Source organism: Streptomyces sp. NPDC127108, from assembly GCF_042677545.1.
GTDB lineage: Bacteria > Actinomycetota > Actinomycetes > Streptomycetales > Streptomycetaceae > Streptomyces.
Genome location: NZ_JBHXTE010000022.1, coordinates 67,023 through 87,915, shown reverse-complemented (window position 1 = coordinate 87,915; position 20,893 = coordinate 67,023). Strand labels below are relative to the sequence as shown.

Annotated in this window: 21 protein-coding genes and 1 pseudogene; 8 read left to right on the top strand and 14 right to left on the bottom strand. The window is 73.3% G+C overall.

All coding sequences use genetic code 11. From position 1 onward, the window contains the following. The 3 genes and pseudogenes from ACFVHO_RS20180 to sigE all read right to left on the bottom strand — a co-directional run. Window positions 1-677, bottom strand: a pseudogene (locus tag ACFVHO_RS20180) (protease); the annotation flags it as partial. Between the two features lie 364 nt (window positions 678-1,041). Further along, window positions 1,042-2,034: an anti-sigma factor family protein gene (locus ACFVHO_RS20175; protein WP_385716149.1), complete on the bottom strand. Its 993-nt coding sequence runs from the start codon at window positions 2,032-2,034 to the stop codon at window positions 1,042-1,044. Next, window positions 2,031-2,804, bottom strand: a complete 774-nt coding sequence (gene sigE / locus ACFVHO_RS20170) for an RNA polymerase sigma factor SigE (RefSeq protein ID WP_385716145.1) — start codon at window positions 2,802-2,804, stop codon at window positions 2,031-2,033. Before sigE ends, ACFVHO_RS20175 begins: the two co-directional genes overlap by 4 nt. 172 nt (window positions 2,805-2,976) lie before the next feature. On the opposite strand from sigE, the gene ACFVHO_RS20165 reads away from it, so the two are divergent. After that, complete coding sequence (locus tag ACFVHO_RS20165) at window positions 2,977-3,675, top strand: O-methyltransferase (protein WP_380857996.1); 699 nt, start codon at window positions 2,977-2,979, stop codon at window positions 3,673-3,675. Window positions 3,676-3,930: 255 nt separating this feature from the next. Here ACFVHO_RS20165 and ACFVHO_RS20160 read toward each other — a convergent pair whose 3' ends face one another. Next, complete coding sequence (locus tag ACFVHO_RS20160) at window positions 3,931-4,098, bottom strand: DUF3117 domain-containing protein (RefSeq protein WP_003966491.1); 168 nt, start codon at window positions 4,096-4,098, stop codon at window positions 3,931-3,933. A gap of 339 nt (window positions 4,099-4,437) precedes the next feature. Here ACFVHO_RS20160 and ACFVHO_RS20155 point away from each other — a divergent pair, with 339 nt between their 5' ends. Beyond that, complete coding sequence (locus tag ACFVHO_RS20155; RefSeq protein WP_385716142.1) at window positions 4,438-5,238, top strand: enoyl-CoA hydratase/isomerase family protein; 801 nt, start codon at window positions 4,438-4,440, stop codon at window positions 5,236-5,238. Window positions 5,239-5,282: 44 nt separating this feature from the next. Here the strand turns inward: ACFVHO_RS20155 and ACFVHO_RS20150 are convergent, their stop codons facing one another. Both ACFVHO_RS20150 and ACFVHO_RS20145 read right to left on the bottom strand, forming a co-directional pair. Further along, window positions 5,283-5,873 (bottom strand): DNA-3-methyladenine glycosylase I, encoded by a 591-nt coding sequence (locus tag ACFVHO_RS20150; protein WP_385716139.1) that lies wholly within the window; start codon window positions 5,871-5,873, stop codon window positions 5,283-5,285. Further along, window positions 5,870-6,283, bottom strand: coding sequence for a DivIVA domain-containing protein (locus tag ACFVHO_RS20145; RefSeq protein ID WP_385716299.1), 414 nt, complete (start codon window positions 6,281-6,283; stop codon window positions 5,870-5,872). The genes ACFVHO_RS20150 and ACFVHO_RS20145 overlap by 4 nt, the downstream gene beginning before the upstream one ends. Window positions 6,284-6,433: 150 nt before the next feature. Here ACFVHO_RS20145 and folP point away from each other — a divergent pair, with 150 nt between their 5' ends. Beyond that, on the top strand, window positions 6,434-7,294 hold the full coding sequence (gene folP, locus ACFVHO_RS20140; RefSeq protein WP_385716136.1) for a dihydropteroate synthase: 861 nt from the start codon (window positions 6,434-6,436) through the stop codon (window positions 7,292-7,294). Between the two features lie 221 nt (window positions 7,295-7,515). Here the strand turns inward: folP and ACFVHO_RS20135 are convergent, their stop codons facing one another. Together ACFVHO_RS20135 and dapE are read right to left on the bottom strand one after the other, a co-directional pair. Further along, a complete protein-coding gene (locus tag ACFVHO_RS20135) occupies window positions 7,516-8,265 on the bottom strand; it encodes a TIGR00730 family Rossman fold protein (RefSeq protein WP_385716133.1) in 750 nt (249 codons plus the stop codon). A 148-nt stretch (window positions 8,266-8,413) separates the two neighbouring features. Then, window positions 8,414-9,535: a succinyl-diaminopimelate desuccinylase gene (gene dapE / locus ACFVHO_RS20130; RefSeq protein WP_385716130.1), complete on the bottom strand. Its 1,122-nt coding sequence runs from the start codon at window positions 9,533-9,535 to the stop codon at window positions 8,414-8,416. On the opposite strand from dapE, the gene ACFVHO_RS20125 reads away from it, so the two are divergent. Then, window positions 9,534-10,694 carry a heavy metal transporter gene (locus ACFVHO_RS20125; protein WP_385716127.1) on the top strand — a complete coding sequence of 387 codons (1,161 nt, stop codon included), beginning with the start codon at window positions 9,534-9,536 and terminating at the stop codon, window positions 10,692-10,694. The two genes, dapE and ACFVHO_RS20125, sit on opposite strands and share 2 nt — an antisense overlap. Window positions 10,695-11,015: 321 nt before the next feature. Then, a complete protein-coding gene (locus ACFVHO_RS20120; protein WP_385716125.1) occupies window positions 11,016-11,456 on the top strand; it encodes an ATP-binding protein in 441 nt (146 codons plus the stop codon). Window positions 11,457-11,630: 174 nt separating this feature from the next. Here the strand turns inward: ACFVHO_RS20120 and ACFVHO_RS20115 are convergent, their stop codons facing one another. Together ACFVHO_RS20115 and fdxA are read right to left on the bottom strand one after the other, a co-directional pair. Further along, window positions 11,631-12,764 carry a bifunctional succinyldiaminopimelate transaminase/glutamate-prephenate aminotransferase gene (locus ACFVHO_RS20115; protein WP_385716122.1) on the bottom strand — a complete coding sequence of 378 codons (1,134 nt, stop codon included), beginning with the start codon at window positions 12,762-12,764 and terminating at the stop codon, window positions 11,631-11,633. Between the two features lie 93 nt (window positions 12,765-12,857). Further along, entirely contained in the window at window positions 12,858-13,178 is a 321-nt protein-coding gene (gene fdxA, locus ACFVHO_RS20110) for a ferredoxin (RefSeq protein WP_030359762.1), read from the bottom strand. Between the two features lie 143 nt (window positions 13,179-13,321). Between fdxA and ACFVHO_RS20105 the strand changes: the two genes are divergently transcribed. The 3 genes from ACFVHO_RS20105 to ACFVHO_RS20095 all read left to right on the top strand — a co-directional run bounded on the left by ACFVHO_RS20105 (window position 13,322) and on the right by ACFVHO_RS20095 (window position 16,552). Then, on the top strand, window positions 13,322-14,383 hold the full coding sequence (locus ACFVHO_RS20105) for a GNAT family N-acetyltransferase (RefSeq protein WP_385716120.1): 1,062 nt from the start codon (window positions 13,322-13,324) through the stop codon (window positions 14,381-14,383). Between the two features lie 325 nt (window positions 14,384-14,708). Further along, complete coding sequence (locus tag ACFVHO_RS20100; RefSeq protein WP_385716117.1) at window positions 14,709-15,563, top strand: transglutaminase-like domain-containing protein; 855 nt, start codon at window positions 14,709-14,711, stop codon at window positions 15,561-15,563. 140 nt (window positions 15,564-15,703) lie between these two features. Beyond that, window positions 15,704-16,552, top strand: a complete 849-nt coding sequence (locus ACFVHO_RS20095) for a tetratricopeptide repeat protein (RefSeq protein ID WP_385716114.1) — start codon at window positions 15,704-15,706, stop codon at window positions 16,550-16,552. 46 nt (window positions 16,553-16,598) lie between these two features. On the opposite strand, the gene ACFVHO_RS20090 is transcribed toward ACFVHO_RS20095, so the two are convergent. From ACFVHO_RS20090 to ACFVHO_RS20075, 4 genes are all read right to left on the bottom strand, one after another. Beyond that, complete coding sequence (locus ACFVHO_RS20090; protein ID WP_385716296.1) at window positions 16,599-17,201, bottom strand: response regulator; 603 nt, start codon at window positions 17,199-17,201, stop codon at window positions 16,599-16,601. A 314-nt stretch (window positions 17,202-17,515) separates the two neighbouring features. Beyond that, complete coding sequence (locus ACFVHO_RS20085) at window positions 17,516-18,805, bottom strand: sensor histidine kinase (protein ID WP_385716293.1); 1,290 nt, start codon at window positions 18,803-18,805, stop codon at window positions 17,516-17,518. A gap of 29 nt (window positions 18,806-18,834) precedes the next feature. Then, a complete protein-coding gene (locus tag ACFVHO_RS20080; RefSeq protein ID WP_385716290.1) occupies window positions 18,835-19,629 on the bottom strand; it encodes an ABC transporter permease in 795 nt (264 codons plus the stop codon). Window positions 19,630-19,790: 161 nt separating this feature from the next. Next, window positions 19,791-20,765, bottom strand: coding sequence for an ABC transporter ATP-binding protein (locus ACFVHO_RS20075; protein WP_385716113.1), 975 nt, complete (start codon window positions 20,763-20,765; stop codon window positions 19,791-19,793). Between the last annotated feature and the right edge of the window lie 128 nt (window positions 20,766-20,893).

The following is a 20,893-nucleotide window of genomic DNA, read 5'->3' as shown; positions in this document are numbered from 1 at the left end:
GGCGGGGCCCCGTGGCTGTGCGGCACGTGACCTTGGGCAGCGGCCTGCTGGGGCACACCGGAATCCGGGGTGCCGGGCACGGGAGTCCCGTGGGCCGAGGCGGGCTGCTGAGCGGCGCCGGGCGTGGGCATGCCCTGGTGCATGGGGCCGGGGGCCGGGGTGCCGTGCGGGGGGACCTCGTGGGTCGGGGTGCCCTGCGCGGGAGTGCCGTGGGCAGGCATGCCGGGAGTTTGCGGGCCGTGCCCCTGGGTGCCGGGGTACGGGACTCCGGGCGGGGGCGTGCCGTGCGTGGGGGCGCCGGAGGGCGGGGCGCCGGGTATGGGGGCGCCGTGGCCCTGGGTTCCGTAGACGGGGGTGCCCTGCGCCGGGGTCGCCACGGGGTGCTGCACGGGCGGGGCGGGGGCCCAGGGCCCGGGCTCGCCGTAGGGCGGCGTGCCGTACGGGTCGGGGTCGTGCAGGGGGCGGGGGCGGTCGGTGGGGGCACGGTCGACGGGGGCGGCGTCGGCGAACGCGGCACCAGCGGGGGCAGCGCTGGCGGGAGCAGCAGATGTTGCGTCGGCGGGCGCGGGGGCGCTGGGGGCGGCGTCGGCGGACGCGGCGGCAGCACGGTCGGCGTCGGCGGGCACGGAGGCAGCACGGTCGGCGTCGGCGGGCACGGAGGCAGCACGGTCGGCCACCGCGTCCCGAGAACCCTCACCCGGGGCCACCGCATCCCGAAGCTCCCCGCCAGGGGCCACCCCGTCGCGCGGCTCCCCACCCGGGGCCACCACCCCCCGAGGCGCCCCGCCAGAGATCGCCCCGCCAGAAACCGCCCCGCCAGAGAGCGTCCCGCCGGACGTCCCGGCCAGGGAGTCACGTCCCTCAGGCCCAGTGCCAACGTTCGGCTCGTCCATGCTCTCCCCACAACTGGCCCGCGGCGGACGCCGGTTACGTGCTTGTCGCCGGGTCCGCCGGATCCTCGGCGGGCACGGCCCACCGAGGATTCAACCAGGTATGGCGCACCGACGTGCAGCTCACGTCGGTGAAGGGGGTGGTGGGCCGTCAGTGGAACTGTCTGCCGTACAACGGGTCGGGCCTGGGGGTGGCCTTGGGGGTGGAGTCCACGGTGGAGTCCACGGTGGCGTTCAGGGTGAGGCCCTGGGGGGTGCCGTCGCGGGACTCGTCGGCGACGGCCCGCACCAGCGGGGACATGACGCCCGCCCCGGCCAGGAGCGGGGCCGTGACCTGCGGGGCGTCGGGCCCGTGCCCGGGGCGCAGACGGGCGCCTGCCAGGAGGGGCGCCGCGGCCGTGGTGGGCGCGAGTGCCGGGGACCGCGGCCCCTGGACGGAGAGCGGATTGGCGCCGCGACGCCGCACGGAGTCGGGCACGGCGGTGTTGGCCGTGCTCGGGGAACGCAGGGGCGAGGCGTTGCTGTTGGCCGCGCCGACGCCGCCCGCGCGCTGCTCGCCCGCGGTCAGGGGCGTGCCCATCGTGACCCCGCCGAGCGCTATCGCGGCCAGCGACACCGCCCCGGCCGCGGCGAACGCGAACCGTCGGCCGAGCCAGACGGACCGCTCGGCCTCGGGCCGGCCGACGTCATGGATACGGAAGCCACGCTGCTCACTGGGCAGCACCGCGGCGTGGGCGCCCGACGGGACGTACCCGACGAAGGGCTCGGGTCTTCCCCCGCGGATGCTGAAGACACCGCCCTGGGGCAGACCGGTGGACTCCGACGACCCGGTGGCGAAGCCGTCGTCGACGGGCGTGCGCGGGCCGCCGGACCGGCCGATGTCGTCGATGTCGGTGGCGGGAAGGCTCTGGAGGCGGGCGAGGAAGCTCTCGCTGGGGGGCGGCGCCGCGGTCTGCGCGAAGACGTTCTTGAGGCGGCGCTGCGCGTCGGCCTCGGCCTTGCACTTCGGACAGGTCGCGATATGCGCGAGCACTCGCTCACGCGCGTCATGACCGAGCTCACCGTCGACCAGCGCGGCGAGCCGGTCCCCCAGGTGCTGCTCGGCGAGATGCCGCTCGGCAGGATTGGACCGTGATCCACTCACGCGGTCGCGCCCCCTCCTCCCAGCGCCACGGCTCCGCTCACGGCCAGCGAGCGGCGCTCGGCGCGGGCCTCGGGCGAACGGTGCTGGAGGGCCTTGCGGAGCTGGGAGCGACCGCGGTGGATACGGCTGCGGACCGTACCGAGCTTGACGCCCAGGGTCGCGGCGATCTCCTCGTACGAAAGGCCTTCGATGTCGCACAGGACGACGGCGGCACGGAACTCGGGCGCGAGGGTGTCGAGCGCCTGCTGGACGTCCGCGTCGAAGTGGGTGTCGTTGAACACCTGCTGGGGGGACGGCTCGCGGCTGGGGAGGCGCTCGGCGGCGTCGTCACCCAGGGCGTCGAACCGGATGCGCTGCTTGCGGCGCACCATGTCCAGGAAGAGGTTCGTGGTGATGCGGTGCAGCCAGCCCTCGAACGTGCCGGGCGTGTACGTCGAGAGCGAGCGGAAGACGCGGACGAAGACTTCCTGCGTGAGGTCCTCGGCGTCGTGCTGGTTGCCCGTCAGACGGTAGGCGAGGCGGTAGACGCGGCCGCTGTGCGTGCTGACGATCTCTTCCCAGGTGGGAGGAGTCCACGCCTGCGATTCCGCGTCAGCGGCAAAGGTCGCGGTCTGAGCGGAGTCGGTGGCGCGGGAACGGTCAGCGGTGTCGGTCACGGATTTCGGCTTGCCCGCCAATCCGAGAAAGCGCCTCAGCGGCCTTCTCTGATCTGCGCGCGCAGCCGCACCTCCCCTGTCGGCTCTGGTGGTGTCCAGTGGAGCCCCTACCATAACCACCTCGCCCGTTAGCTCCGGATAAGCGTTTTTACGTGAATTTGGTACTTGGCACTTGCCGTACCCGGCCCGTCGGGTCTGCGTCACGCAAACTCCGCGAGCCGACTTGAGTTCCAGATCCATGTCTATGCCCCCGCTGTCCTCACACCCCTTCTAAACGCACGGTCCCATCTGCGGGTTCCCGGCCCCAACGGATACAGTCACGGCCAGGCAACCACGGGGACAGGAGAGGGCCATTACCGGCAACCGGCAGACGAGCTGGGCGTTCGCCGACGCCTTTGTCGCCGAGGACGAGGCGCTGCGCTGGGCCCGGGACCGGGCGCGGGAAGCCGGGCTGCGCTCGGTGTCCCCCGGCACCGGTGCCGCTCTTGGCATGCTCGCCGCCACCGTGGACGCCAAGGCGGTCGCCGAGATCGGTACGGGCACGGGAGTGTCGGGCATCCACCTGCTGCACGGAATGCGCCCCGACGGCGTCCTGACCACGGTCGATCCGGAGCCGGAGCGTCAGCAGTTCGCCCGCACGGCCTTCCGCGCCGCCGGTTTCGCGGGCAACCGCGCCCGTTTCATCCCCGGCCGCGCCCTCGACGTACTGCCCCGCCTCGCGGACGGCGGCTACGACCTGGTGTTCTGCGACGGCGACCGCACGGAGTGCCTCGACTACCTCGCTGAATCGTTGCGCCTGCTCCGTCCGGGCGGCCTGGTCTGCTTCGAGGGCGTCTTCGCGGACGGCCGCACCGTGGACTCGGGACCGCAGCCCGTGGAGGTGCTGCGGCTGCGTGAGCTGCTGCGGGCCGTCCGCGAGAGCCAGGACCTGGTGCCGTCGCTGCTCCCGGTGGGCGACGGCCTCCTCTGCGCCGTCAAGCGCTAGCCGCCAAGCGCTGGCCTCAGGCGCTGGCCTCAGGCGCTGGCCGTCAGGCGCTGGCCGCCAGCCACCGCCGACCCGGCGATTCAGGCCTTTCACCCCGGCGGAATCCGGACGTTCACGCAGGCCGCAGGGCCCGCGTGAGCCCCTCCCCCGTCAAGCCCACGTATGCCTTCGGCCCCCGTACACAGCGCTGCCCCGGCTCGTCGTACGATGCCGGGGCAGTGCAAAAACACGGTGAACAGTGTGGGCGCTTTCGCGTCAGCCGACAACCTTCTTCAGGGCGTCGCCGAGGGCGTCGGCCTCGTCGGGGGTCAGTTCGACGACAAGTCGACCGCCGCCTTCGAGCGGAACGCGCATGACGATGCCCCGCCCCTCCTTGGTCACCTCGAGCGGGCCGTCGCCCGTCCGCGGCTTCATGGCCGCCATGCTCGTTCCCCTTCCTGAAACCAGCTTGTCGCAGCCGACAACCCAGGTGTCAGCGGCATCGAACACATTGCTTCCAGGTCATTATCCCGCATCGCGGGACCCGATGACCAACATCAGTCGGCATCGCTTGCGCAACGCGCGTCCGCAAAACCACCCAATTCGGCGATGTGACTGCAATACTTCGCCGCCCCACACGCTTCTCCCGCCCCGCGCACTTTGACGCAGGTCACATCGGCGGCGGCGTACCGAGGGCCGATGATCTAGGTCATGCTGGGCCCGAAGCCCACCGGGCAGCGGACCACACCACAGCGGACCACAGGACAGCGGAGGGGACCCACCATGGCCGACACCGTGCTCTACGAGGTGAGCGACGGACTCGCGACGATCACGCTGAACCGCCCCGACGCGATGAACGCGATGAACGTCGAGGCCAAGGTCGCCCTCCGGGAGGCGGCGCGCTCGGCCGCGGCGGACCCCGCCGTGCGCGCGGTGCTGCTCACCGCCACCGGACGCGCCTTCTGCGTCGGCCAGGACCTCAAGGAGCACGTGGGCCTGCTGCAGGAGGACCGCGAGACCGGCTCCGGGCAGACCATGAGCACGGTGCGTGAGCACTACAACCCGATCGTGCGGGCCCTGACCGGCATGCCCAAGCCGGTCGTCGCCGGGGTCAACGGCGTGGCGGCCGGAGCGGGCTTCGGCTTCGCCCTCGCCGCGGACTACCGGATCGTCGCGGACACGGCGTCGTTCAACACGTCCTTCGCGGGCGTCGCGCTGACCGCCGACTCCGGGGTCTCCTGGACCCTCTCGCGCCTCATCGGCCCTGGCCGCGCCGCCGACCTGCTGCTCTTCCCGCGCGGCATCAAGGCGCAGGAGGCGTACGACCTGGGCATCGCCAACCAGGTCGTGCCCGCCGCCGAGCTCGCGGAGACGGCTCTGAAGACGGCCCGCGCGCTGGCCGAGGGCCCGACCCTGGCGTACGCGGCGATCAAGGAGTCGCTCGCGTACGCCGCCGGGCACACCCTGGAGGAGGCACTCGGCAAGGAGGACGAGCTGCAGACCCGGGCGGGCGCCTCCGAGGACCACACGATCGCCGTGAAGGCCTTCCTCGACAAGGCCAAGCCCAAGTACCTCGGCCGCTGAGCGACCCGGGCTCCGAGCACCCCGGGCCCCGAGCGCCCCGGGCCTCAGACTCCGCCCGCCTCGCGGACCACACAGTCCGCGAGGTGGTCGTTCACCAGGCCGCAGGCCTGCATCAGGGCATACGCCGTGGTGGGCCCGACGAAGCGGAGGCCGCGCTTCTTCAGCGCCTTGGACAGGGCCGTCGACCCGTCCGTGACCGCGGGCACGTCCGCGAGGGTCCGCGGCGCCGGGCGCGACGCCCGGTCCGGGGCGAACGACCAGATCAGCTCGTCCAGTTCACCGGCGGGCCAGTCGGCGAGCACGCGCGCGTTGGAGATCGTCGCGTCCACCTTCGCGCGGTTGCGGATGATGCCCGCGTCGGCGAGCAGCCGCTCCCGGTCCGCGTCCCCGAACTCCGCGACCGCGGCGATCTTGAAGCCGGAGAACGCGGCGCGGAAGCCCTCGCGGCGGCGCAGGATCGTGATCCACGACAGGCCCGACTGGAACGCCTCCAGGGACACGCGCTCGAACAGCGCGTCGTCGCCGTGCACCGGGCGGCCCCACTCCTCGTCGTGGTACGCCACGTAGTCCTCCGTGGACAGGCCCCAGGGGCAGCGCAGGCCGCCGTCCGGGCCCGGGATCGCGCCGCCGCTCATCTGCCGTCCTCCGGTCGCTCGTCCGTCGGCTCCGGGGCGCCGGGCCGGTCCTGCCCGCGCTCCGCCGCGTCGTACTTCTTGAAGAGGCCGGGACCGCCGACCGCCGTCGCCTGCGCGCCCGCGAGCGCCGACTCCAGCTCGGCGATGCGGGCGTCCCGCTCCGCCAGCTCGGCGGCGATCCGGTCCAGGCACTCGTCCACGTCCACCATGCGATAGCCGCGAACCGTCATCGGGAAGCGCACCGCCTCCACGTCGGCGCGGCGCAGCGGGCGGTCCGGCGGCAGCGGGTCGGTCAGCCGCTCCGGCGCCGCCTCGGGCAGCGCGCCGCTCTCCCCGCCGCCGAGGACCGCCAGGGTCACCGCGCCCACCACGACGACGAGGGCGACGACCAGGAACAGGAACATGACCATCTCTGCGGTCCCCACGCTCGGATGCCGGCCGCTTCGCGGCCGACACGGAAACTGTCTGGCTCCGATCGTGCCATGCGGCTGTGACAGTTAAGGTCGCAGGCGGCCGGACCGCGAGGCCGGACCGAGGAACAACAAGGAGGCTCACAGGGGATGCTCAAGCTGGGCAGGCGCGAGTTCGACGCGCACGAGCCGGTGATCATGGCGATCGTGAACCGGACCCCGGACTCCTTCTACGACCAGGGGGCCACGTTCCACGACGAACCCGCCCTCGCGCGCGTGGAGCAGGCCGTCGCCGAAGGTGCCGCGATCATCGACATCGGCGGGGTCAAGGCCGGGCCCGGCGAGGAGGTCACCGCCGAGGAGGAGGCGCGCCGGACCGTCGGCTTCGTCGCCGAGGTGCGGCGGCGTTTCCCCGACGTCGTCATCAGCGTCGACACCTGGCGGCACGAGGTCGGCGAGGCCGTCTGCGACGTCGGGGCCGATCTGCTCAACGACGCGTGGGGCGGGGTCGATCCGAAGCTCGCCGAGGTCGCCGCGCGGTACGGGGTGGGGCTCGTCTGCACCCACGCGGGTGGCGCCGAGCCGCGTACGCGGCCCCATCGCGTCGAGTACGACGACGTCGTCGCCGACATCCTCCGCGTGACCGTCGGGCTCGCCGAGCGGGCCGTCGCGCTCGGGGTGCCCCGGGAGTCCGTGCTCATCGATCCCGGGCACGACTTCGGGAAGAACACGCGGCACTCCCTCGAGGCCACGCGGCGGCTCGGGGAACTCGTCGACACGGGGTGGCCCGTGCTCGTCTCCCTCTCCAACAAGGACTTCGTCGGGGAGACGTTGGACACTCCGCTCAAGGAGCGGGTGGTGGGGACGTTGGCCACGACCGCTGTGTCCGCGTGGCTGGGGGCGCAGGTGTATCGCGTCCACGAGGTCGCCGAGACCCGTCAGGTCGTCGACATGGTCGCCACCATCGCCGGGCACCGGCCTCCGGCGGTGGCCCGGAGGGGGCTGGCGTAGGGCCCTGCGGGGCTTTCCCCAGTCCCGCCCTTTCCCGAAACCGGGGCTCCGCCCCGGACCCCGTATCGGCGCTCCGCGCCTCGTCCTCAAACGCCGGACGGGCTAGAAGGGTGTGCGTGCGGCAAAGTCTTAGCCCCTCCGGCGTTTGAGGAGCGGGGTCTGGGGCGGAGCCCCAGTTTCGGGAAAGGGGCGGGTCTGGGGCGCCCCGCGAGGGCACCGCCTCAGCGGCCCACTTCCTTCGTCACCAGCGCCACCGCCTCCTCCACCTCGTTCGTGACGTGGAACAGGAGGAGGTCCTTCTCGGAGGCCTTGCCCTGGGCGACCACGGTGTCGCGGAGCCAGTCGACGAGGCCGCCCCAGTAGGCGGTGCCGAACAGGACGATGGGGAAGCGGGTGACCTTGCGGGTCTGGACGAGGGTGAGGGCCTCGAAGAGTTCGTCGAGGGTGCCGAGCCCGCCGGGCAGGACGACGAACCCCTGGGCGTACTTCACGAACATGGTCTTGCGGACGAAGAAGTAGCGGAAGTTGACGCCGATGTCGACGTGGGGGTTGAGCCCCTGCTCGAAGGGCAGCTCGATGCCGAGGCCGACGGAGATGCCGTCGGCCTCGCGGGCCCCCTTGTTGGCGGCTTCCATGGCGCCGGGCCCGCCCCCGGTGATGACGGCGAAGCCCGCGTCGACGAGCGCCTTGCCGATCCGCACCCCGGCCTCGTACTCGGCGGAGCCCGGCCTGGTCCTGGCGGAGCCGAAGACGCTGATGGCGCTGGGGAGTTCGGCGAGGGCGCCGAAGCCCTCGACGAACTCGGACTGGATGCGCATGACCCGCCAGGGGTCGGTGTGCACCCACTCGGTGTCGCCCTCGGTGTCGAGGAGCCGCTGGTCAGTGGTACCGGGCGTGATCTGATCGCGCCGCCGCACCACCGGCCCCAGGTGCTGCTCCTCCGGCGGACCCTGCGTTTCCGGATTGCCCATGAACATCCCCTTCCACTGCCGGTCGACCCCGGCCCACCCGCACGGCCGCGCTCAACTCACTCGTTGTGCCACTTCAGCGTAGGTCTACGGGCGTTACGCGGGGCGTAACTCCAGAAGTCGGAAGGCCGCGTCAGGGCGCGGGCCCGGGTCAGGTGGTCAGCCAGGCGCGCAGCCGGGCCTCGGCCTGCGGGATCTGGGACGCCTGGACGCGCTCGTCGACCTTGTGGGCGAGGATCGGGTTGCCCGGGCTGTAGTTGACGGCGGGCACGCCGAAGGCGCTGAAGCGGGCGACGTCCGTCCAGCCGTACTTGGGCCGGGCCTCGCCGCCGACCGACTCCATGAAGGCCGCCGCCACGGGGTGCGTGAGGCCGGGCCGGGCGCCCGGGGAGTGGTCGTCGACGATGAACTCGTCGACGCCGCAGTCGGCGAAGTACTCGCGCACGAAGGCCTCGGCCTCTTCGGGGGTGCGGTCGGGCGCGTAGCGGAAGTTGACGACGACGGTGCACTCGTCGGGGATGACGTTGGTGGCGACGCCGCCCTCGATGCGGACCGCGTTGAGGCCCTCGTGGTACTGGAGGCCGTCGACGACGGGCTTGCGCGGCTCGTACGCGGACAGCCTCTCCAGGATCGGGGTGGCGGCGTGGATCGCGTTGGAGCCCATCCACGCGCGCGCGGAGTGCGCCCGCTCGCCCTTCGTCTTCAGGAAGACCCGCAGGGTGCCCTGGCAACCGCCCTCGACCTGCCCGTCGGTGGGCTCGAGGAGGACCGCGAAGTCGCCCGCCAGCCAGTCGGGGTGGGCCTCGGCGACCTTCCCGAGGCCGTTCAGGTGCGCGGCGACCTCTTCGTTGTCGTAGAAGACGAAGGTGAGGTCGCGGTTCGGCTCGGTGACCGTCTGGGCGATGCGCAGCTGGACCGCGACGCCCGCCTTCATGTCGCAGGTGCCGCAGCCCCACAGCATGCCGTCCTCGTCCAGGCGCGAGGGGACGTTGTCCGCGATCGGCACGGTGTCGATGTGGCCCGCGAGGACGACGCGCTCGGCGTGGCCCAGGTGCGTGCGGGCCACCACGTTGTTGCCGAACCGGTCGACCGTCAGGTGCGGCAGCGCGCGCAGCGCGGTCTCGATGGCGTCGGCGAGCGCCTTCTCCTCACCGCTCGGCGACGGGAAGTCGACGAGCGCGGCGGTCAGCGCGGCGGCGTCGAGCGTGAGGTCGAGCGGGGCCGCGCCCGCCGGGGCGGGCGTGGCGGCGGTGTGAGCTGGCGTCCGGTCCATGACTCCGACCCTAACTCTCCGCTCCAGTACCTTGGGGCGCGTGTCCGGAACCGTCGCCTCCGCACGACGCGGCCGCCTCCCCCGCATCGGGACGGCCGTGGCCGTCCTGCTCGCGGTCGTGGCCTATGGGGTGCTGCAGTACGTGTCCGGAGAGCCGGAGCCCCGGTGCGCGGTGGCGTCGGGCGACGGCGACGGAGCCACGTACGAACTGAGCGCGGAGCAGGCCGTGAACGCCTCGACGGTCGCGGCCGTCGGCACCCGGCGCGGGATGCCGGAGCGCGCCGTGACGATCGCCCTCGCGACCGCGCTGCAGGAGTCCGGGCTGCACAACATCCGCCACGGCGACCGCGATTCGCTGGGCCTGTTCCAGCAGCGGCCCTCGCAGGGCTGGGGCACCCGGCGCCAGGTCATGGACCCGGTGTACGCGGCCGGGCGGTTCTACGCCCGTCTGGACGAGGTCCCGGGCTATTCGCGGCTGCCCCTGACGGTGGCCGCGCAGCGCGTCCAGCGCAGCGGCTTCCCGCAGGCGTACGCCAAGCACGAGCCGGACGCCGCCCTGCTCGCCGCCGCGCTCACGGGCCGGGCGCCCGCGGCCCTCACCTGTGAGGGGCGGCCCGGCACGGACCCCGGCGGCCCGGACCGGGTGCGCCGGGCGCTGGTGCGGGACTTCGGGGCGGACGTCCTGCCGAAGGGCGCCCTGTCGAGGGGCGGCGCGGCGGAGGGCGGCGTGGTCCGCGTACCGGTGCCGGACGTGGCGGCGGGGCCGGACGCGGTCGCGCCGGACGGTGGCGCGCCGCGGCGGGGCTGGGAGCTGGCCCACTGGGCGGTGGCCCACGCCTCCGCGCTGCGCATCGAGCGGGTCTCGTACGCGGGCCGTGAGTGGCGGGCAGGGGGTGACGGTTACGGCACGTACACCCCGTCCACCGGGGATTCTGCGGATTCCTCTTCGAATTCCGGGGATTCAGCGGAATCTGTGGATCCTGTGGATTCTGTGGATACCGGGCATGGATGGCGAAAGAAGGAGGCCGGTCCACAGAAGTCCGAAGTGAGCCAAAATACCGGGTCCGACGGTGCCGCGAATGACTCCGGAGCCGAATCCGGCGGCGTCGGCGCGGGCTCCGGGCCCGCCGGTGAGGTCCGAATCGTCACTGGGCAGTAGTGCGGCCGATCACCCGAAGGGGGCACGGTGATCGCCGTGCGGTGACACCTGTGGCGGATGTTCGCGGGACCCTTCGCGCATGTCGCAAAGCCCTTGGGAACAAAGGGCTTTACGAGGTTCGAGCCCTCACACGCGAATGCTGTTTGCCCGATTTTATCCGGACCCGATTATGCGACGCATTGCCAACTCTTTACGTTGGCGCACCGCAACCTTCGGGACCTTCGAGCGGTAGTCACTGCGTCCGAGCGCCGCGGTCCGCACCGCGCCCCGCAGTACGGATCGGCCGGACACCTCAACGTTCTCTCCGTCTGAAGGAGCATCATGTCCCTCCCCCTGACCCGCCGGATCGCCCGTGCCGCGCTGCTCGTTGCGGCAGCGGCACCCGTGGTCGGTGCGGCCGGCTCCGCCAGCGCCGCCGAGCTCCCGGCCGCCCCCGCACTCGGCGGGGTCACCGCCCTGGACGGCGCGAACCTGGGTGACGCCGTCGACGACGCGGCTCAGAACGTCACCGACCTGGCGGGGCAGGCCGGAAGCAAGGCCGTGAAGAAGGCCGTTCCCACCGCGGGCCAGGCCCTCGGCAAGAGCGTGCGGACCACGGCGCCCGCCGCCCAGCAGGTCGGCGGCGACCTCGCCGGATCCACCGGTGACATCGTCGGCGACACCGCGGGCACGGCCACCCAGGGCGGCCTGCCCACCGACGCGCTCGGCAAGGGCGCCCCGACCGGCCAGCTGCCGCTCCCCCAGGGCCTGCCGCTCGGCTGATCCACCCGGGCCCGCGCGGCTGATCCCCAGGTCCGCGCGGCCGACCCGCCCGCGTACGCAGTCCCCCGCCCGCGTACGCCGAAGGGGTGCGGGAAGCACACAGCTTCCCGCACCCCTTCTTCACGTTCTTCGCGCTCTTCGCGCACCCGCGCCCCGGCGGAGCCGGGGCCGAGGTCACCGCAGGCGCGCCACCGCCGCCGCCACCCGCTCGTCCGTCGCCGTCATGGCGACCCGGACGAAGTCGCGCCCGGCCTCGCCGTAGAAGTCGCCGGGGGCCACCAGGATGCCGAGGGAGGCGAGGTGGGCGACCGTGTCCCAGCACGACTCGTCACGGGTGGCCCACAGGTACAGGCTGGCCTCGCTGTGCTCGATGCGGAAGCCGTGGCCGAGGAGGGCGTCGCGCAGGGCCGTGCGGCGGGCGGCGTACCGCTCGCGCTGCTCGTGGACGTGCGCGTCGTCGCCGAGGGCGGCCACCGCCGCCGCCTGCGTCGGGGCGGACGTCATCATCCCGCCGTGCTTGCGGATCTGCAGGAGGTCGCCGAGCACGTCGGCGTCCCCGGCCAGGAACGCCGCCCGGTACCCGGCGAGGTTCGAGCGCTTGGACAGCGAGTGCACCGCGACGAGACCCTCGAAGGAGCCGCCGCACACGTCCGGGTGCAGGACCGACGTCGGCTCCGCCTCCCAGCCCAGTTCCAGGTAGCACTCGTCGCTCGCCACCAGCACTCCGTGCTCGCGCGCCCACGCCACGACGCGCGTCAGCTCGTCCTTTGACAGGACACGGCCGGTCGGGTTCGAGGGCGAGTTGAGCCAGAGCAGCTTCAGGCCCGTCGGGTCCAGTTCCGTCGGGTCGGTGTACGTGACGTACTCCGCGCGAGCCAGGCGCGCGCCGACCTCGTACGTGGGGTAGGCGAGCCGCGGGTAGGCGACCCTGTCCCCAGGGCCGAGGCCGAGCTGGGTCGGGAGCCAGGCCACCAGTTCCTTGGAGCCGACGATCGGGAGCACGTTCTGGTGCGTGACATCGCGTGCGCCGAGGCGGCGGGCGCACCAGCCGGTGATGGCGTCGCGCAGCTCCGCGGTGCCCCACACCGTGGGATAGCCCGGCGAGTCTGCGGCGTCGACGAGCGCCTTCTGGATCAGGTCGGGCACGGGGTCGACCGGGGTGCCCACGGACAGGTCGACGATGCCGTCGGGGTGGGCGTCCGCCGTCGCCTTGTAGGGCTCGAGCTTGTCCCAGGGGAAGTCGGGGAGGCGGTCGCGCAGCGACGCTCCACGGGCGGTGCCGGACGGACGGTCGGTGGCTCCAGACACGGACGGGCTCCAGGGGTGTGTAGTTCGACAAACGCCCCGGTCCCGTACAGCGGAAAGAGCCGTACGGGACCGGGGCGGCGCTCGGGCGGCCGCTTACTGGTTCTGCGGCGGCAGCGCGGCGATGAAGGCGTGGTCGCGCTCGATCAGGCCGAGCTTGCTGGCACCACCGGGCGAGCCGAGGTCGTCGAAGAACTCGACGTTCGCCTTGTAGTAGTCCTGCCACTCTTCAGGAGTGTCGTCTTCGTAGAAGATCGCCTCGACCGGGCAGACCGGTTCGCAGGCTCCACAGTCGACGCATTCGTCCGGGTGGATGTACAAGGACCGCTTGCCCTCGTAAATGCAGTCGACCGGGCACTCCTCGATGCACGCCTTGTCCTTGACGTCGACACAAGGCTGCGCGATGACGTAGGTCACGCTGTCGTTCCTCCTCGATACGGGCGTTGGCGGGCCGTCCTCAGGCTCCGCTCGCCTGGCGCGCGGGAGCGCGGCGTCGTCGATGCCCGCACCTAGTATCTCCGTTCCCGGGCATGATCCGAACAGGAGGGGCGTACAGAGCTGTGGAATTCACCGCAGGCGGACGACTAGAGGTCCGAATTACCCCATCTGACGTGGGCAAACGTGTCTCTGTCCGACGCCTGGTCGAAGGTGGGGCACCGTCACAGGAGTTCACCGACACGGTGGGTGTTCTCACATCGTGGAATGACGGTGTGCTGGTGATCACACGTCGGGACGGGCAAATTGTCCGGATCGCCCAGGAGACGCTGGTCGCGGGCAAGACCGTGCCCGCCGCACCCGCCCGTCGGCGCGGCCCCGCGGCCACCTACGAGGAGCTGGCGCGGGTCGCCGCGCGGGCCTGGCAGCCGGTGGAGAGCGAGCGGCTCGGCGACTGGGAACTGCGGGCCGCGGTGCAGGAGGCACGGACGGCGGCCGGGCGCCGGGTGGGGTTCACGCGGCGCGCCAACTCGGTGCTGCCGCTGGGGGATCCTGGGCGCCCGCTCGACGAGGCGCTCGCCTTCGTGCGGCGCTGGTACGCCGAGAGGGGGCTGCCCGCGTACGTGCAGACCGCGACCGGGGGCGCGGGCACGCAGGAGCTGTTGTGCGCCGAACTCGTCGAGCGGGGCTGGGAGCGGGAGGTGAGCGCCGACATGCGGGTGGGCGCGCTCGCGCCGGTCGGGGACCTCGACGTGGACACCGGGCACGTGGCGCTCTCGCGGTCCGTGGGCGCGGACTGGCTCGGCCGCTACCAGCGGTCCGGGGAGGTCGGGCCACAGGTCCTTCAGGTGCTCGGCAGCGGCCCTTCGGTGTGGTTCGCGACCGTGCCCGGCGACGGGGGGCCGCCCGCGGCGATCGGGCGGTGCGTGGTCGACGGGCGGTGGGCCGGGTTCATGGCGGTCGAGGTGGATCCGGCGCGGCGGCGCGAGGGCCTGGCGACGGCCGTGATGGCGGCCCTCGCGCGCCGGGCGCTGACCGAGGGCGCGTCGGCCGCGTGGCTCCAGGTGGAGGAGGACAACGGCGGCGCGCGGGCGCTGTACGACGGGATGGGCTTCGCCGCCCATCACCACTACCACCACTACCGGGCACCGGAGGGGGAAGGGCCGGGGGAACCGCCCGCGCCGTGACCGTCGGTGCGCGCGCCAGCCGTCCTGAGTGACGGAAACGACCAAGACGCGGTCGGTCCGGGCGACGGAGAGTGCGGACGGCGGGCGCGGGCATGAGCGGTGCGATATGGCCAGTCACCGGTGGGGCCGACGCTTACGGCTAAGGTCCCCCGGGAATTTGCCTCACCGGCAACACGACGGGGGACACCGCACGACCGTTCGACCACAGGTTCCTGGGGCGCCGCCCGACCTCGGCGCCCCGGCGACCGCACCACCGGCAACCGCACCACGGATGAACCCGACCGGAGAATCCCACCGGTGCCAGACAGAAACGACAGAGGCACGGATGCGCGCACAGCCCGCGAAGTCCAGTGAATGGCGGCGCAGGTTCGCCGACGAGGCCAGGTCCGAGCGGCCCGACCTGTCCCTGCTGTGCCTGCTGCTGAGCGGGGAGGCGGACCCCGAGCTGGACGAGGCGGGCATCGACGCGGCCCAGATCGAGCTGGACAAGCTCGCCGGACAGCTGCCCTTTCGTCCCGGCGGGCCACGCGAATGGGCGACGGCGGCCGCCGAACTCCTCGGCGGGCAGCACGGGTTCCACGGCTCCCCGCCGGACTACCACCGCCTCGAGTCGTCCTTGCTCCACCAGGTCCTGCGGCGCAGACGGGGCCTGCCCATCCTGCTCTCCGTCGTCTGGATCGAGGTGGCCCGGCGCGCCGGGGCGCCGGTGTACGGGGTGGCGCTGCCCGGCCATTTCGTGGTCGGCTTCGGCTCCCCCGACGCCTACGGAAAACCGGAGCAGGTGCTCGCCGACCCGTTCAACGGCGGCAGGCTGCTGTCCACCGAGGACGCCGAGCAGTTGGTGGCGCAGGCGTCGGGCGGCAGGCTGAACCCCTCGCTCCTGTCGGCGGCCGACCCCCTGAACATCATGCTGCGCATCCTCAACAACATCCGCGCCTGGGCGGCGGCCCGCTCCGAGCGCTCCCACGTGGCCCTGTGGGCCCTTGAGCTGTCCCTGCTCCTGCCCTCGCACCCGGCCCGCCTGCGCTACGAACGCGCCCATCTGCTCGTCGAGCGCGGCGACTTCCTCGCGGGCGCGCGGGGCCTGGACGAGTACGCCGACGTGGTGGCGTCGATCGAGCCGACGACGGCGGAGCGGGTGCGCCAGGAGGCGCGGGCGGCGCGGGCGAAGCTGAACTGAGGGGCGGGGTGGCCGGGGAGTTCGTGGGCGGTGTCCGCACTCCGCGTCCGTACGTCGTGTCCGCACTCCGCGTCCGTACGCGTTTTGCTTGGCCCGGGCATCGACCGGTAGCGATCGGTCCGGGCGGGCACCACGGACGTATGCACCCCCGACCCGCCCGGACCACACCGTGGCGCCGGGCCTTCGCAGCCGAGGCCAGGGCCGAGCGGCCCGACCTCGCGCGGCTGTGCCTGCTGATCGGCACGGAGGCGGACCCCGCCCTCGACGACCTGGGCATGGCGGCGGCACGGCGGCGCCTGGACCGGCTCGCGGAGCTGCTGCCCGCCGGACCGGGCTGCCCGCGCGCGTGGGCGACCGCCGTCGCCGAACTCCTCGGCGTGCGCTGCGGGTTCCGCGGCCACCCCGGCGACTACCAGCGCCTTGAGTCGTCGCTGCTCCACCAGGTCCTGCGGCGCGGGCGAGGCCTGCCGATCCTGCTCTCGGTCGTCTGGATCGAGGTCGCCCGGCGCGCCGGGGCGCCCGTCCACGGCGTGGCCCTGCCCGGCCACTTCGTCGTCGGCTTCGGCCCGGACGACGCGTACGAGAGATGCGTACTGGCCAATCCCTTCGACGGCGGACGGGTCCTGAGCCCCCTGGACGCGCAGTTGCTGGTCGCCGGGGCCATCGGGGCGCCGCTCGAACCCGCGATGCTGCGGCCCGCCGGTGCGCTGGACATCGTGCGGCGCGTCCTCAACAACATCCACGCCTGGGCCGCGGCCCGCCCCGAGCGCGCCGACGTCGCCCTCTGGGCCGTCGATCTCGCCCTGCTCCTGCCCGCGCACGAGAACCGGCTGCACTACGACCGGGCCCAACTGCTCGTCCGGCTCGGCGACTTCCACGCCGGCGCCGCCGAACTCGACACCTACGCCGACGCCCTCGCCGCCGACGACGAGGAGGCGGCGGACCGGGTGCGCAGACAGGCGAGCGCGGCACGGGCGCGGCTCAACTGAGCGGCTCGGCCGACGGGCTCGGATGACGGGCTCGGCCGCCGACCGGTCAGAGCCAGCCCTTCTCGCGGGCGATGCCGACCGCCTCCGCGCGGTTGCGGGCCGCGAGCTTCTGGATGGCCGTCGAGAGGTAGTTGCGGACCGTGCCCTGGGAGAGGTGCAGGGCGGCGGCCAGCTCGGCGTTCGTGGCGCCGTCGGCCGCGGCGCGCAGGATCTCGCGCTCGCGGTCCGTCAGCGGGTTGGCGCCCTCGGCCAGGGCGGCGGCGGCCAGCGTGGGGTCGATGACGCGTTCCCCCGCGAGGACCCGGCGCACGGCGTCGGCGAGTTGGGCCGCGGGCGCGTCCTTGACCAGGAAGGCGACGGCCCCGGCCTCCATGGCGCTGCGCAGATAGCCGGGCCGCCCGAAGGTGGTGAGCACGACGACCTTCAGGTCCGGCAGGGCCGCCCGCAGCTCCGCCGCCGCCTCGATGCCGGTGCACCCCGGCATCTCGATGTCCAGGAGCGCCACGTCCACGGCGCCTGCCCGGGCGGCGGCGAGGACCTCGTCGCCGCGGGCCGCCTGCGCGACGACCTCGATGTCCGGCTCCAGGCCGAGGAGCGCGGCGAGCGCCTCGCGGACCATCGACTGGTCCTCGGCGAGGAGCACGCGGATGGGGCGGTCGGGGGCGGGGGTGTCGGGGGCGGTGTCGCCACCGGCGGCGGTGTCGCTGTCAGGGGCGGAGTCCCCGGCAGTGGTGCCGCTGCCCGAGGCGGAGTCCCCGGCAGTGGTGCCGCTGCCCGAGGCGGAGTCCCCGGCGGCGGTGCCGCTGCCCGAGGCGGTGTCCCCACCGGAAGCAGTGCCGCTGTCGGGGGCGCTGTCCGGGCGGGCCGCGCCGCCCGCCCCGAGAACCCCGCCGGTCCCCGTGCCACCGCCTGCCCCGGCCGTGCTCTCTGCCCCAATGGCCCCCACAGGCCCCTGCGTGCCGCTCATGCGGACGATCCTAGGGCGGTGGGCTCCGCGCCCTCCGCCGGGCCCGGCGCCAGCGGCACGCGCGCAGCGAGCCGGAACCCGGGCCGGTCGCCGCCGTGCCGCCGCCGTCCGCCGAACGCCGAACCGACACCGGACCCGGCCCTACCCCCGCCCCCGTCCCCGTCCCCGTCCCCGTCCCCCGACGACACGTCAAGCACCCCGCCGACGGCCTCAAGCCGCTCAGTGAGCCCCGTCAGGCCGTTGCCGAGCTTGCCGGGACCGGCGCCGCCGTCCGCGAACCCCACCCCGTCGTCCTCGACCGCGAGCTCCAGGACGGGCCCCGCGAGGGTCTGGCGCCGGGTCAGCGCGACCGCGCAGCGCCGGGCGCCGCTGTGCCGTACGACGTTGGTGACCGCCTCGCGCAGCGCCCAGGCGAGCGCGGCCTCCCGCTCCTCGTCCGGCGCGGCGTCGCCGCCGGGGGCCTCCAGGGGGACGTCGGCGTCGATGCCCGCGGCGGTGAGGGCCGTGCGGGCCCCGGCGAGCTGTCCGGCCAGGGTGAGCCGCCGGTAGCCGGTGACGGCCTCGCGCACGTCCACCAGGGCCTGGCGGCTGACCTGTTCGATGTCGGCCACCTGCTGGGCGGCCTTGTCGGGGTGGTCGGGGAGCATCCGCCCGGCCAGCTCGCTCTTCAGGGTGATCAGGGACAGGGAGTGGCCGAGCAGGTCGTGCAGGTCGCGGGAGAGGCGCAACCGCTCCTCGTTTGCGGCCAGTTGGGCGACCGTGGCGCGGGCCTGGCGCAGTTCGACGGTGGTGCGGATCAGCTGCCGCACGCCCGTCATCGCGAATCCGACGAGGAGCGTCGTCACACCGAGGCCGGGGAAAAGGTCGGCCGCGTCGGTGTCCCGCGTCCCGACCGCCATCATCAGGAGCGTGACCGCCGGGATGGCCCACACCGCCCGCCGCATCGGAAGCACCGCGCCCGCCGCCACCGCCACGTACACGAACAGACCGAGCCAGGCCGTCCCCAAGGCGACGGCGAGGACCACCGCGAGGACGGTGAGGGCCACGAGCGTCACGTACACCACGAGCCACTCCCGGATCCTCGTCGTGTACCGGAAGACCAGCGTGAGGTAGCAGCCGACGAACGCCGTCAGGCCCAGCGAGCCGAGCGCGGTGGCCGTGGCGGCGTGGCCGCCGCCGATCAGGTCCCTCACGGGCGGGGCCAGGAAGACCAGCCAGATGCCGATCCAGGCCAGCTTCACGCGGGCCTGGCGGCGGTCGAGGACGGGCTGCCCGAACGAGTGCATGGGGTGCCGGTCGGGGTCGAGTGGTTCGTTCACGCCTTCAGTGTGTCCTTCCGGTACAGCCAGGCCGCGCCGCCCGCGAACAGCAGGAAGTACGCGAGGAGCAGCACGACGTCCCCGGCGTGCGGAGCGCCGCCCAGCTCGATGGCCCGGCCGAGCGCCGCGTACGCGTGGGTCGGCGTCCAGTCCGCGAGCGTCTGGAGCCAGTGCGGGAACGTGGTGGTCGGCATCCACAGGCCGCCGAGCAGGGACAGGGCGAAGTACAGGATCATCGTGATGGGCCGCACCGCGTCGCCCGTGGCGCTGTAGCCGACGGCCACGCCGAGCGCGGCGAAGCACAGGCTGCCCGCCCAGATCGCACCGGTCAGGGCGAGCCACTGCCAGGCGTCCAGGCGTACGTCCTTGACCGCGGCGGCGGTCACGAACACCACGACGATCGACGGCAGGCTGACCACGGCCGCGCTCGCCGTCTTCGCGAGGACGTAGCCGCGCCCGGGCAGGCTGGTCAGCCTGAGCTGGCGCACCCAGCCGCTCTGCCGCTCCTTGGCGATGCGCTCGCTGTTGCCCATCAGGACGGCGGTGAGCGCGCCGAACGACGCCATCGACACCATCATGAACGCGGGCAGCGCGAGGCCGGTCCCGTCGACCTCGGTGGTGCTGTCGGCGCCGCCCGCGATGATCACGAAGAGCAGTGCCGGGTAGATCACGGAGAAGAACAGGAACTTCTTGTTCCGCAGGGCTCGCCTGACCTCCAGGGTGACCAGGGCCCCCGAGGTGAAGCGCGGGCCGCCCGAGGTGCGGGTGATCGGTGTGGCGTGCGTGGTCATGTGGCTCTCCTGTTCCGGGCCGCGCATGTGGCTTTCCTTCTCCGGGCCGCGCGTGTGGCTCTGCTTCTCCGGGCCACGAATGTGGCTCCGCTTCTCCGGGCCGCTCGTGCGGGCCGCTTCGTCGATCGCGCCGCTCGCGCCGCTCGTTCCGAGCGTTCCGCTCATGCCGACCTCGCCTCCTCCGCCGCCGTGATCGCGACGAAGGCCTGCTCCAGGCCGAGGCCCGCGACCTCCAGGTTGCGCGGGCGGACGCCCAGTCCGTACAGCGCGTACACGGTGGCGTCGGCGTCGGTCGACTGGAGCCGGACCGTGTGGCCCGAGACGTCGAGCGCCGACAGGAACGGCAGCTCCCGCAGCCGCTGTTCGAGGGCCGCCGCCCCGTCCGCGCGCAGCTCGTCCAGGTCGAAGCTGACCTTGCGGGCGCCCGCCCTGGCCTTGATCTCGGCGGCCGTGCCGTCCGCGAGGAGCCGGCCGCGGTGCAGCACCAGGACGCGGTCGGCGATCGCGTCTGCCTCCTCCAGGTAGTGCGTGGCGAACAGGACGGCGCGGCCCTGGTCGGCCTGCTCGCGCATGGTCGCCCAGAAGGCCTGGCGCGCGGTGACGTCCATGCCGGTCGTCGGCTCGTCGAGGACGATCAGGTCGTTGGCCCCGGCGGTGGCGAGGGCGAACCGGACGCGCTGCTCCTGGCCGCCGGAGAGCTTGTTGACCCTGCGGTCGGCGATCTGGGCGATCCCGGCGGCGGCGAGGACGTCCCGCACGCGGTAGGGCCGTGGGTGCAGGTCGCAGGCGAGCCGCACCAGTTCGCCCACGGTGACCTCGTCCATGAGCCCGCCGCTCTGCAGCATCGCGCCGACCCGCCCCGCGGTGATCGCCTCGCGCGGTCCTGTCCCGAACACGCTCACGGTGCCGCTGTCCGGGCGCCGCAGGCCGAGGAGCAGGTCGAGCGTGGACGACTTGCCCGCGCCGTTCGGCCCGAGCAGCGCGACGGTCTCGCCCGGGTACAGGTCGAGGCTGAGCCCGTCCACCGCCACCACGTCGCCGTACGCCTTGGTCACCCGGTCGAAGCTCACGGCGCTCGCGGTGGCCCCCGCGGCCGCGCCCCGGGCCCTGCCCGCCGTTGTCTCTGTCGTCGTCATGTGCACCATCGTTGCTGGTCACAGCGGTGTCCCGGCAGTGTCGTGTGTGACCGGACCGGGATGACAGTTGTCATGTCGTACGGGTGACAGAGCGGCGTGGCGACCAGCCGGGGGGCCGACCGGGCGGG